The sequence below is a fragment of the Rhodococcus sp. PvR044 genome, assembly GCF_040548995.1.
Lineage (GTDB): Bacteria > Actinomycetota > Actinomycetes > Mycobacteriales > Mycobacteriaceae > Rhodococcus_G > Rhodococcus_G oryzae.
In genome coordinates this window covers 488164-500037 of the sequence record NZ_JBEPSX010000002.1, presented here as the reverse complement: position 1 = coordinate 500037, position 11874 = coordinate 488164, and the positions used below count along the sequence as shown (strand labels likewise).

At 69.2% G+C, this 11874-nt stretch carries 11 protein-coding genes; 9 read left to right on the top strand and 2 right to left on the bottom strand.

Annotated features, from left to right (window positions below; translation table 11 throughout):
* The first annotated feature begins 126 nt into the window (after positions 1 to 126).
* The 3 genes from ABIC28_RS08490 (at position 127) to ABIC28_RS08480 (ending at position 3479) form a co-directional block, all read left to right on the top strand.
* Positions 127 to 1524 carry an NAD(P)/FAD-dependent oxidoreductase gene (locus tag ABIC28_RS08490; RefSeq protein WP_354578398.1) on the top strand — a complete coding sequence of 466 codons (1398 nt, stop codon included), beginning with the start codon at positions 127 to 129 and terminating at the stop codon, positions 1522 to 1524.
* Positions 1525 to 1566: 42 nt separating this feature from the next.
* Positions 1567 to 1926: a cupin domain-containing protein gene (locus ABIC28_RS08485; protein WP_269590465.1), complete on the top strand. Its 360-nt coding sequence runs from the start codon at positions 1567 to 1569 to the stop codon at positions 1924 to 1926.
* 77 nt (positions 1927 to 2003) lie between these two features.
* Complete coding sequence (locus ABIC28_RS08480; RefSeq protein ID WP_269590464.1) at positions 2004 to 3479, top strand: gamma-aminobutyraldehyde dehydrogenase; 1476 nt, start codon at positions 2004 to 2006, stop codon at positions 3477 to 3479.
* A 77-nt stretch (positions 3480 to 3556) separates the two neighbouring features.
* On the opposite strand, the gene serS is transcribed toward ABIC28_RS08480, so the two are convergent.
* Entirely contained in the window at positions 3557 to 4813 is a 1257-nt protein-coding gene (gene serS, locus ABIC28_RS08475; protein ID WP_269590463.1) for a serine--tRNA ligase, read from the bottom strand.
* A 221-nt stretch (positions 4814 to 5034) separates the two neighbouring features.
* Here serS and ABIC28_RS08470 point away from each other — a divergent pair, with 221 nt between their 5' ends.
* From ABIC28_RS08470 to ABIC28_RS08445, 6 genes are all read left to right on the top strand, one after another.
* On the top strand, positions 5035 to 6027 hold the full coding sequence (locus tag ABIC28_RS08470; RefSeq protein WP_245221969.1) for a septum formation family protein: 993 nt from the start codon (positions 5035 to 5037) through the stop codon (positions 6025 to 6027).
* Between the two features lies 1 nt (position 6028).
* Positions 6029 to 6379: a metallopeptidase family protein gene (locus ABIC28_RS08465; RefSeq protein ID WP_077043246.1), complete on the top strand. Its 351-nt coding sequence runs from the start codon at positions 6029 to 6031 to the stop codon at positions 6377 to 6379.
* Between the two features lie 131 nt (positions 6380 to 6510).
* Positions 6511 to 6819, top strand: coding sequence for a PE family protein (locus ABIC28_RS08460; RefSeq protein ID WP_097214415.1), 309 nt, complete (start codon positions 6511 to 6513; stop codon positions 6817 to 6819).
* A 32-nt stretch (positions 6820 to 6851) separates the two neighbouring features.
* On the top strand, positions 6852 to 8087 hold the full coding sequence (locus ABIC28_RS08455) for a PPE domain-containing protein (RefSeq protein WP_209927931.1): 1236 nt from the start codon (positions 6852 to 6854) through the stop codon (positions 8085 to 8087).
* Positions 8084 to 8911, top strand: coding sequence for an ESX secretion-associated protein EspG (locus ABIC28_RS08450; protein WP_209927932.1), 828 nt, complete (start codon positions 8084 to 8086; stop codon positions 8909 to 8911). The genes ABIC28_RS08455 and ABIC28_RS08450 overlap by 4 nt, the downstream gene beginning before the upstream one ends.
* A 239-nt stretch (positions 8912 to 9150) precedes the next feature.
* The gene (locus tag ABIC28_RS08445) at positions 9151 to 10542 is read left to right on the top strand and encodes an HNH endonuclease signature motif containing protein (RefSeq protein ID WP_354578393.1); all 1392 of its coding nucleotides are present in this window, start codon (positions 9151 to 9153) and stop codon (positions 10540 to 10542) included.
* Between the two features lie 149 nt (positions 10543 to 10691).
* Here the strand turns inward: ABIC28_RS08445 and ABIC28_RS08440 are convergent, their stop codons facing one another.
* Positions 10692 to 11864 carry a lipase family protein gene (locus tag ABIC28_RS08440; RefSeq protein WP_209927935.1) on the bottom strand — a complete coding sequence of 391 codons (1173 nt, stop codon included), beginning with the start codon at positions 11862 to 11864 and terminating at the stop codon, positions 10692 to 10694.
* Positions 11865 to 11874: the final 10 nt, after the last annotated feature.

Genomic DNA, 11874 nt, shown 5'->3' with positions numbered 1-11874 from the left:
CACCGGCTGGGGCCGCATCGGCGGCAAACACACCCTCCTCGACATGTCCGACCTCCGCACCGGCGTCATCCACCTGGGCCGCTGACCCACAACACGGAACACACACGTAAGAAGAAAGGCCTCCGCATGCCCACCACCAGCCCGTCGACGTTGAGTGGGGTGAGCCAGTCGCCGTACTGGTTCGACGTGACGTCCGCTCCGGCACCCCTCCCGGCGCTCGATGCAACCATCTCGACCGATCTGCTGGTGGTGGGCGGCGGATATACCGGCCTGTGGACAGCAGTCCTGGCCAAGGAGGCAAACCCCGATCAGCGTGTGGTGCTGGTCGAGAGCAGCACGGTCGGCCACGCAGCCAGCGGGCGAAACGGCGGGTTCTGCTCTCCGAGCATCACCCATGGGCTCGGAAACGGCGTGCAGCGCTGGCCTTCCGAGGCGGCGACCCTGCACCAGATGGGCCTGGAGAACCTGGCCGGGATCGAGGACACCCTCGAGCGGTACGGGATCGACGCGGACTACAGCCGCCCCGGCAAGGTCAGCTTCGCCCGCACCCCGTGGGAACTCGAAGGTCTCCGCAAGTACTCCGAGATGAGCGGGAAGTACGGCGAACAGTCGCGGTTCATCCCGACGTCGGAGGTCGGCGAGTGGACGACCTCGCCCGCCTATCTCGGCGGCCTCTACCTGCCCGACTACTCACTCGTCGACCCCTACAAGCTGGTACTCGGCCTGCGCCGAGCGTGCCTCGAGCTCGGCGTGGAGATCTACGAGAACACGCCGGTCTCCTCGCTCGGCCGTGGATCCGGCGGTGGCGTCGCGGCCACCACCCCCATGGGTCGGATCGACGCGGCAAAGGTCGCATTGGGAACCAACGCGTTCAAGCCATTGCTGCGACGCCTGTCCACCACCGCGATCCCGGTCTACGACTACGCCCTCGTCACCGAGCCGTTGTCGGACAACGACTTCGAGGCGATCGGCTGGACGCAGGATGTCGGGCTCACCGACGCCAGCAACCAGTTCCACTACTACCGCAAGACCGCGGACAACCGCATCCTGTGGGGTGGCTACGACGCGATCTACCACTACGGATCGCGCCGGGACGCGGAGCTGCTCGATCGGCCGCAGACCTACGCACGGCTCGCCGAGAACTTCAGCGCCACCTACCCCCAGCTGTCGCATGTCCGGTTCAGCCATGCCTGGGGCGGGGTCATCGACTCGTCGACGCGCTTCTGCCTCACCTCAGGGAGCGCCTACGGCGGGCGCGTCGCCTACGCGATCGGGTACACCGGCCTCGGCGTCACCGCCACCCGATTCGGCGCCCAGGTCATGCTCGACCGACTGTCCGGCGAGAAGACACCGCGAACCGAACTGGCGATGACTCGGCGACAGGCGATCCCCTTCCCCCCGGAACCGGTGCGCTACCTCGGCGTGCAGGCGACACGATGGTCCATGGCCCGCGAGGACGAGTGCGGCAAACGCAATCTGTGGCTGCGACTCCTCGACACGATCGGGCTGGGATTCGACTCCTGAAGCAACTCGCCCATCCCACGCTCGACCCACAAGGGGCCCACCATGACACCCACAGATCTCGGCGCCTGGGCGCTGGAGCAGAGCTTCAACCCCTGTTCGCTGACACTCGATCACACGGCGCTGGCGAGTGAACTCGTCATCGACGGGACGCCGACCACCGCGCACCGGAAGCTGACCACCCTCTCGGACCTCACGATCGGGGTGTGGGAGCACACCCCGGGGACCTCACGCGACGTGGAGGCCGACGAGGTCTTCGTCGTTCTCGCCGGTGATGCCACCGTCACCTTCGACGACGGCTCTCCCTCGATCGATCTCTACCCAGGGGCGCTGGTCCGGCTGCTGGCCGGACAACGCACCGTGTGGACCGTCCGCGACACCCTCCGCAAGGTCTATATCACCTGAACCTCGATGTGACGCCGCAGATTCCGAGGATCGAGGTCACCGTCCGCCAGGACCCACCACGACGAAAGTTGATCAGGATGCATCAGTACATCGACGGCACCCGCCGCGACGGCACCTCCGGTCGCACCCAGCGCGTGATCGACCCCTCGACCGGCGAGGAGATCGCCACTGTCATGCTCGCCAGTGCAGAGGACGTCGACCTGGCCGTCGCAGCGGCACGTCGCGCGTTCGGGGCATGGTCCCGCACGACGCCCGCGGAACGGTCCGCTCTCCTGCTCCGGACGGCCGAGGTCCTTCGCGAGCGGCAGGACGAACTCGCAGAACTGGAGAGCCGGCAGTGCGGCAAACCGATTCGTCTCGCCCGTGAGTTCGACGTCCCCGGATCGATCGACAACGTCGAGTTCTTCGCCGGGGCGGCACGCATACTCGAGGGGAAGGCCACCGGCGAGTACTCCCCCACCCACACCTCGAGCATCCGACGCGAGCCGCTCGGTGTCGTCGGATCGATCGCGCCGTGGAACTACCCGCTGCAGATGGCGGTCTGGAAGATCTTCCCGGCGATCGCCGCGGGCAATACCGTTGTCCTCAAGCCTGCCGAGATCACGCCCCTGACCGCGCTGGTCCTCGCCGAGGCCCTCACCACTGCTGGCGTTCCCGACGGCGTGGTCAATATCGTCGTCGGCGATGGTCGGGAGGCGGGCGCGGCGCTGGCACGGCACACCGATGTCGACATGATCTCGTTCACCGGCTCGACGGCGGTGGGTCGGTCAGTCATGGAGGCCGCCACCTCGAACGCCAAGCGTGTCCATCTCGAACTGGGCGGCAAGGCTCCCTTCGTGGTCTTCGACGACGCCGATCTCGAGGCTGCCGTCCACGGCGCGGTGGCGGGCAGCCTGATCAACGGTGGACAGGACTGCACGGCGGCGACCCGAGCGATCGTGCACGAGTCGATCATCGACCGATTCGTCGCGGGTGTCGCCGAGTTGTACGAGTCGGTGACCCTCGGACCGACCTCGGATGAGGCGACGGACATGGGGCCGCTGAGCTCGTTCGCACATCGCGACAAGGTCGCCGCGATGGTCGAGCGTGCGCGCGGCTACGCGACGGTCGTCACCGGCGGCCGCGCAGGCGAGGGCGGCCTTGCCGCGGGCGCCTACTACCACCCGACACTCGTCGTCGGCGCGGGCGCCGACAGCGAGATCTATCGCGACGAGGTGTTCGGCCCCGTGCTGACGGTGACGCCGTTCCGCGATGACGACGAGGCCATCGCGCTGGCCAACGACACCCCGTACGGGCTGGCCGCGTCGGCCTGGACCAACGACCTGCACCGCGGCCTCCGCGCCACCCGGGAGATCGTGGCCGGCTGTGTCTGGGTCAACGACCACATCCCCATCATCAGCGAGATGCCGCACGGCGGGGTCAAGCAGTCCGGATTCGGGAAGGACATGTCCTCCTACTCGTTCGAGGAGTACACCTCGATCAAGCACGTCATGTTCGACCTCTCCCGCGAACCGCGGAAGGATTGGCATCGGACGATCTTCCGGATCGACTAGTCACCTGCACAACGACATCGGCGGGCCGGTACCTCTGTGAGGTGCCGGCCCGCCGATGTCGTTGCGACCTGGTGGGGTCAGGGACGCAGGACGTCCGTGCCCACGAACGGCTGCAGCGCGACGGGCACGGTGACACTGCCGTCGGCCTGCTGGTGGTTCTCCAGGATCGCCACGATCCAGCGGGTGGTCGCGAGCGTGCCGTTGAGGGTCGCCGCGGTCTGCGGCTTGCCGTTCTCGTCCCGGTAGCGGGTGCCGAGCCTGCGGGCCTGGAAGGTCGTGCAGTTCGAGGTCGACGACAGCTCGCGGTAGGCCTTCTGGGTCGGAACCCATGCCTCGCAGTCGAACTTGCGCGCCGCGGACGAACCGAGGTCGCCACCCGCGACGTCGATCACCCGGTACGGCACCTCGATGGCAGCGAGCATCTCGCGCTCCCAGGCGAGCAGCCGCTGATGCTCGGCGTCGGCATCCTCCGGCTTGCAGTAGGTGAACATCTCCACCTTGTCGAACTGGTGCACGCGGATGATGCCGCGGGTGTCCTTGCCGTGGCTGCCCGCCTCACGACGGAAGCAGGACGACCAGCCCGCGTACCGCTTCGGCCCCTCGCTCAGGTCGATGATCTCGCTGGAGTGGTACCCGGCGAGCGGGACCTCGGAGGTTCCGACGAGGTACAGGTCGTCCTGCTCCAGGTGGTACACCTCCTCGGAGTGCTGGCCGAGGAACCCGGTGCCCTGCATGATCTCCGGCCGCACCAGCACCGGCGGGATCATCAGGGTGAAGCCGTTCGCGGTCGCCTTCTGCGCTGCCAGCTGGAGCAGACCGAGCTGCAGCATCGCGCCGTAGCCGGTCATGAAGTAAAAGCGCGCACCGGACACCTTGGCGCCGCGCTCCATGTCGATCAGGCCGAGCGACTCGCTGAGCTCGAGGTGATCCTTCGGCTCGAAGTCGAAGGACGGGATCTCGCCGACGGTGTCGAGGGTGATGAAGTCGTCCTCGCCGCCCGCCGGTGCACCCTCCTGCACGATGTTCGAGATGGCCCGGGCCGCGGCATCGAGCGCGGCGTCCGCCTCGTGCTGCGCGGCCTCGGCGTCCTTGACCTTCTGAGCCAGTTCCTTCGACCCGGCGAGCAGCGCGGGCCGCTCCTCCGCGGAGGCCTGGCCGACCTTCTTGCCGAGCGCCTTCTGCTCCGCCCGGAGGTTGTCGCCGGCCAGCACCGCGGCGCGGCGGGCCTCGTCGGCCGCCAGCAGCGCGTCGACCAGGGCCGGGTCCTCGCCCCTTGTGCGCTGTGACTCGCGGACGACGTCGGGATTCTCGCGCAGGAACTTGAGGTCAATCACGACCACAAACCTTACTTGGTACGTGAGCACGGCCCTCAACGCGTGCAGGGGAAGGTTCGGCATCGACGGGACCAACGGGCATGATGGACGAGATGTCGGACGAACACGCCAACGAACGCGACGCCTCCGGGCGGGGCGACGACGCGCGCCTCGACGCCGAGGCGACGCGCGATCCGGGCACCCCGTCGACCGACAAGCCCGGACACCATCTGTCGGCGACCATGACCCGGCGGGCCCTCGTCGCGATCGCGCTCGGCGCGGTCATCGCCGCCATCGCGACCGCGGTCTTCTCCGGTGGCTTCAAGAGCGAGAACGACCTCAGCACGCACGCCAACACCGGCGGCCCGATGTCGACCGGCGCGGTGTCGGGCAGCGCGTTCGGCACCGCCCACGCGGGCGACTGCCTGACCTGGACCGAGGACGACGCCAGCGACCTGGAGAAGGTGGACTGCTCGTCGGAGCACCTGTTCGAGGTCGCTTCCGAGGTGGACCTGAGCAACTTCCCAGGTACCGAGTTCGGCCCCGGCTCGAAGTTCCCGGGTGTGCTCCGGTTCTCCCAGCTCCGCGACGAGCACTGCGCCCCCGCCGTGAACGAGTACCTCGGCGCCAAGTTCGATCCGAACGGCAAGTTCAGCGTCGGCCTGATCAACCCGGGGGTCGCCGGCTGGGCGGCCGGGGAACGCACGCTGCGCTGCGGTCTGCAGTACTCGGGCACGACGGGCAACCCGCAACCGATCTACGGGACGGTGGCCGGGCAGGACCAGTCGAAGACCTGGGACGCGGGCACCTGCATCGGCATCAACCAGAACGTCCCCACGGACCCGGTTCCCTGCACGGACCCGCACGCCTTCGAGGTGATCTCGCTGGTCGACCTCGGCGCCAAGTTCACCGGCGGCTTCCCGGACATCCCTGACCAGGACAAGTACCTGGAGGAGACGTGCACGCAGGCGTCGAACGAGTTCCTCGGCTCGCCGGACGCGCTGCGGAACAAGACCCTCACCCTGTTCTGGGACAACATCGACCTGACCAGCTGGCTGGCGGGCAGCCGTAAGGTCACCTGCTCGGTCGGCAAGGAGCTCGACACCGGTGGGTTCGCCTCGATCGTCAACTCGACCAAGGGCGACATCCTGATCAACGGTGCCCCGCCGATTCCGCCGCCGCCGGTTCCCGAGGGTCGTTCGCTGCCCGTTCCGCTGCCGGGCGCGGGCAATTGACGTGACCGTACAGATGACCGAGGCCCGCTTCGAGGAGCTGGTCTCCGAGGCGCTGGACCTCATCCCGGCCGAACTCGCCCGCGCGATCGACAACGTCGTGGTGCTGGTGGAGGACCGCGATCCGGAGGAGCCCGGACTGCTCGGGCTCTATCACGGCATCGCGCTGACCGAACGCGACAGCCACTACGGCGGTTCGCTGCCGGACACCATCACCATCTACCGCGAGGCCCTCCTCGACGTCTGCGATTCCGAGGAACAGGTGATCGAGGAGGTCGCGATCACGGTGATCCACGAGGTCGCACACTATTTCGGCATCGAGGAAGAGCGCCTGCACCAGCTCGGCTGGGGGTAGCGGGCGCGGTCGGCGAAATTGGTGGGAACCGGTCGGGCGCGCGCCGCGTCCAACCTCTTGACAGCCAATCTCGGTGTCTGCGGATCGCCCCGCAGGCCCCGCTCCGCCGAGCCCTCAAGGAGGCCGCGACCATGTCAGGCCATGTGTATGTCGCTCCCGAAGCCCTGATCTCCGCCGCGACGCAGCTCGATGCCCTCGCGGCGCGCCTGGAGGCCACGGTCCGGGTCAACGCGCCTGCGCTGCACCTGGCGCCCGCCGGCACCGAAGAGGTCTCGGTCATGGTCGCCAACTCGTTCAACTCGGTCGCCGACAGCTTCCTGCCGTCCGCCACCACCGGCGTCGCCGAACTGCGGGTCGCCGCCGAAACCCTCCGCAAGCACGCCGCCGAGTACGAGAACCAGGACCATTCCCTCGGCGCCTCGCTCGCCGCGGGCATGTGAGCGCCCGACACCGGATCTGAGGAGACACCGATATGACCATGGGATTCACCGGCGTCGTCTGGATGCCTCGTGGGGCCACCTGGAACTCGACCGCCCTCAACGCGGGAGTCGGGCCGGTGCAGCTGTCCGCGGCGGGCGTCGCCTGGACGAACATCGCGGCCGGTCTGATGGACGCGTCCGCGACCATGACCAAGGTGATGGAAGAGCTGCGGGTGGGCTGGGAGGGCCTCGCCTCCGATGCCGCCCTCGCCAAGCTCATCCCGTTCACCGCCTGGACCGAGGAGTCCACGGCGATGGCGACGACGACGGCGGCCAAGGCCGGCGCCGCGGCCAGCACCCACTCGGTGGCCCGGATCACCATGCCGAGCCTGCCCGAGATCGCGGCCGTCAAGACCGCGAAGGTGGTGGCGCACACCGTCGGGGGCTCGCTGGCCGGCGCAGGCGCCGCCGCTGAGGCCGCCGACCGGGCGATGGACCTGCGTGCGGCGCTGGTCATGGAGAGCTACGAGGCCGCGTCGACCGCGGTCTCGGTGCCGCAGAGCTTCACCCCGCCTCCCCCGCTGGCGACCGGGGCGCAGGCCACGGGCGCGGGCACGCAGGAGGCGGTGCCCACGAACAAGGATGACGTCGACTGGCGGACCAACCCCGCGGGCGCAGCGATGGCCGCGGTGATGGCGCAGGCGCAGAACCCGGCCGTGGTCAGCGCCGCCTCGCAGGCCGGCTCGATCGCAGGCGCCGGATTCAGCACCGTCACCTCGACCGCGACCTCGCTCGCTCCCGCCGCGGTGTCCGCGATCACCGGCGGTGGCTCCGGCCAGTCGTTCGGCGGCTTCGCCGCGAGCCCGACGGCGGGTGCCGGTGCGGGCGGCCGTTCGGGCTCGGGTTCGGGCGCCACCCGGACCATGGCCTCGGCCGGTGGCATTGGCCGCGGCGGCGCGGGCGGCTTCGGCGGCGGTGGCGCCGGGCGCGCCACGCTGCCCGAGGGTTGGGGCCGCGGCGCCGGTGGCGGACTCGGCGCCGGGGTCACGGGTGTACCGGGCGGCTCGGAGGGAGTCGCCTCCGGAACCGCACGTGCGGAGGCGGCCATGGCCGCCGGTCCGCGCGGGGGCCAGCTCGGCGCCCCGATGATGGGCGGCGCGGCAGGCGGTGGCCAGGACGACGAGGAACACCACACCCCCGCCTACCTGAAGAACTTCGAGCACTTCAGCGACGGCCGCGTCGTCATCCCCGCGGTGCTCGGCGCGGATCCCCAGGAGTACGAGCGGTGATCGACTCGGGCACCCTGTCCGCGCCGTCCCGGTTGGAGTCGGTCACGCTCGGCCTCGACGAACTGGACCTGCTGGTGAACGTCCTCGGCATCGACGAGCTGCCGGTGGTGTTGAACGCGACAGCGCGGTTCGACTCGGTGGCCGCGAGGGACGCCGCGTTCGACACCGCCCGGGTGACCCTCGCCGAGCGCGGGCTCCTCGAGGCGGGCGCGGTGCACCCGGACGTCGCCGAATGGCTGCAGGTGCTGGCCCGTCCGTACTGGGAGGTGGCGCTGCGGTGGTATTTGCCTTCGGATGGTCGCTCCGCAGGCTCCGCTCCTGCCGAGGAGATCTCCCGGCTCTGCCTCGCGCACGGACCGACCGGATCGGTGCTCGCCCTCCGCGGGCCCGACTCGTACGTACTGCAGCGCGCGGAGCATCCCGCCGGGGAGCTGATGCTCGACGCGATCGGACGGCAGGCGCCGGTCGACCTCGGAGTGGTCAACGCGCCGACCGAGCAGCTGGTCGCCGCATTGGCGGACTGCGCCGACGCCAGGTCCACCGCGCGACGGCTCGCCGCGCTCAGGGTCGCCGATCAGGATGTCGTGGCGGTCTCCGCCGCGCTGGCCTGCTGCTGGGAGCGCGCCGAGATCGTCGCGATCCGGCACGGCGACGGCAAGGTCGAGCCGATCGGCGGTCCCGTGACGGTGTTCGACACCGACAGGGGACGGATCGTCGGCACCTCGAGCGTCTCGGCAGACGGGGTGGCCTGGTCCACCCTGAGCGCGGGCAGCGATGCGCGCTTCCGTCAGGCCATCGACGTTCTGGTCGGCGCCGTCAGCTGACAGGCCCGGCGAATACCGGCCAACACGCCCCAGGACCCCGCATGTGCCCCGCCGATCCGGCGGGGCACATGCGTCAGGCCGCCTCGGCGTAGGGCCGAGCCTCGCGTGCCGAACGCAGGGCTGACCCCCACCATTCGAGCCAATCCCTCTCTGATAACTGCTGGAGCATCAGCCGGCAGCTTGATGAGGAACCCACACGAACTCTTGTGGTCGAACATATGTTCTAGTAAGCTTCGAACATGGATCTCGACGAGATGCTCACCGCGCCACAGGATGTGGCCGCGTGGCAGCTCGCGGACGCCGAACTCCTGAGGCTGATCCCCGAGCTCTCGCTGCGGATGCGACAGCTCGAGGCGCTGCGGGTGCGCCTGATGCATCAGGTCGATCAGCGGTGTGCGGCCGAACAGGTCGGGGCCTCCTCCCCCGGCAACTGGCTCGCCGGCGCGGCCACCATGACCCCCGGCCAGGCGAACAAGATCGTCAAACTCGGCCGCGAGCTGGCGAAGCACCCGGAGGTCGCCGCCGCGTTCGACGCCGGCGAAACCGATTACGACCAGATCCGGGTGATCATCGAACTCCTGAACAAGGTCCCCGACCCCGACGCCCCAGCCCGCAGCGACGACAACGTCGCAACCGAGACCGATGCGGACGGCGGCGGTGTCGATGACGGTGAGAATGTGTTCGACATCGTCGGAACCGACGCCACCCGAACCGAGGCCTGCGGCCGCTACCTCCTCTACGCAGCCCGCACCGAAGACTCCACCACCCTCGCCCGCCGAGCCAAGGCACTCGATCAGATCCTCAACGGCGACAAGAAGAACCCCGACTCCGAGAACGCCGAACTCAACGAATTCCACGCCTCACCCGGACTCGGCGGCCGCGTCCACCTCAAAGGACACCTCGACGCCGCCTCCGGCGAAGCCCTCCTCACCGCACTCTCCGCCCTGTCCAAGCCCCGCCCCGGGGCCGACAACCGCGACGGACAAACCAGCAAAGACCAACGCACCCCCGCCCAACGCCGCGCCGATGCCCTCACCCACATCGTCCGCAGCTATCTGGACTCCGGGCAGGCACCCAGCGAAGGCGGCGAACGACCCCACATCAACGTCTTCGTCGACGCCGACGACCTCGCCGCCACCACCGACCAACACCATCACCATGAACGCGGCCACCGGGGGCGTAGACGTGGACCGGCTTGGATGCCCTGGTTGGGGCCCATCTCACTCGACCTCGCCGCCCAGATCTCCTGCGACGCCGACATCACCCCCATCACCATGAACGCCGACGGCAACCCCATCGACGTCGGACGCACCACCCGCCTCATCCCCCGCAAACTCCGCCGCGCCCTCAATGCTCGGGACTGCGGCTGCGCCTTCCCCGGCTGCGGACGACCCGCCGCCTGGACCGAAGGCCACCACATTCAGCACTGGTCCAACGGCGGACCCACCAACCTGTCAAACCTGGTACTGCTCTGCCGCTTCCACCACACCACCATCCACCGCGGCGACTGGACCGTGCACATCAGCAAAACCGACGGCCATCCTTGGTTCACCCCACCACGATGGATCGACCCCAGGCGACAACCCATGCCGGCACACAACCGGCGCAACCAACTCCCCTTCGCCGCCTAAAAGACGAAACCGGCAGGGCACCGCCCGACACCACCCAGAAACGGGTTGACATGGCGCCGCGTCCTACCCCAACGACACGGGGCGCCACCGTGATTCGGTGGCGCCCCGCTCGGTTACGTTCTGAGCAATGTGTTGCGGCGATCGATTGCCTAGCAGGAGCTCCCCATGCACGGCTTCTCGCCGGCGAACAGCTTCGCGATGAACGGTGTGCTGTCCGGCACCGAGGCGGCCACCGTGCCGCCGTGATCGGTCGGGTAGGTGCGGAACGCGAACTCCACCCCGTTCGCGGTCAGATCGGCGACCAGCTTCAGCGTCAGCGGGATCGGGACGTCCATATCCTGCTGACCCTGTGCGATGAGCAGCGGGCGGTCATAGCCGCTGGTGGGGACTGTGAGGATCGAGCGGACCGCGTCGATGAACTCGGGCGTGTCCACCGACCGTGAGAGCAGCTGCCCGATCCCGACGTCGGCGTACTTGGTCCGCGCGTCGCCGTAGCAGATCGAGGTCTCCACATCGGCGAGAATGCTGCGACCGAGGGGGCTGAGGTACGAGTCGATGTCGACGTCCGGCCGCGCGGCCCGCAGCCCGTCGAGGACGTTGGCGATGTACACGGTGGTGCCCTTGAGCGGCAGCTTCGGGAACGCCGGGCCGCCCAGCGGCAGCAGCATCTCGATGTTCGAGGGCGCGCTCGTGGACACCGCGCCACGGTAGTCCAGCTCCGGGGCGTAGCGGGTGGCGATGTTCGCGGTGAACAGCGTCGCGTGACCACCCTGCGACTGCCCCGTGGCGACCCACTTCTTCGACAACTCGGGCGTGACCGCCCGGGCGGCGCGCACCATGTCGATCACGCTGTGCGCGGCCGAGCGCCCGTCCAGGTAGGGATGCACGCCGGGGGTGCCGAGCCCGAGATAATCGGTCGCCACCACCGCGTAGCCCTGCGCCAGCCAATGGCCGAGATGGGTCACCGCACGCTCAGACGGCGGATTGACGCTGGGCGCGCACTGGTCCGCGACCCCGGTGGTGCCGTGCGCGTAGGAGATCACCGGCCAACCGCCCTCGGGCGGCGTCCCCTCGGGCAGGTAGACGGCGCCGGTGCTGAGCATCGGCTTGTCCTGCGGCCCCTGGGACCAGTACGTCAGCAGCGATGCAGTCGCGGTGCCCGGCAGCCAGCGATCGTGCGGCAGCTCCTCGCTGCTCACGACGGAGCCCGGGGCCTCGCCTTCGCCGGCGACAGGCGCGGCCACGGCCGGCGCCACGGCCCATGTGGCGGCGACAAGAGTCACGCCCGCGGCCACCAGGGCGGTACGAAGTCGGTGGGTCATCACGCTCTCC

Coding starts and splice junctions, on each gene's coding strand:
- ABIC28_RS08490 (WP_354578398.1), top strand. CDS start 127: ATGCCCACCACCAGCCCGTCGACGTTGAGTGGGGTGAGCCAGTCGCCG.
- ABIC28_RS08485 (WP_269590465.1), top strand. CDS start 1,567: ATGACACCCACAGATCTCGGCGCCTGGGCGCTGGAGCAGAGCTTCAAC.
- ABIC28_RS08480 (WP_269590464.1), top strand. CDS start 2,004: ATGCATCAGTACATCGACGGCACCCGCCGCGACGGCACCTCCGGTCGC.
- ABIC28_RS08470 (WP_245221969.1), top strand. CDS start 5,035: ATGACCCGGCGGGCCCTCGTCGCGATCGCGCTCGGCGCGGTCATCGCC.
- ABIC28_RS08460 (WP_097214415.1), top strand. CDS start 6,511: ATGTCAGGCCATGTGTATGTCGCTCCCGAAGCCCTGATCTCCGCCGCG.
- ABIC28_RS08455 (WP_209927931.1), top strand. CDS start 6,852: ATGACCATGGGATTCACCGGCGTCGTCTGGATGCCTCGTGGGGCCACC.
- ABIC28_RS08445 (WP_354578393.1), top strand. CDS start 9,151: ATGGATCTCGACGAGATGCTCACCGCGCCACAGGATGTGGCCGCGTGG.
- ABIC28_RS08440 (WP_209927935.1), bottom strand. CDS start 11,864: ATGACCCACCGACTTCGTACCGCCCTGGTGGCCGCGGGCGTGACTCTT.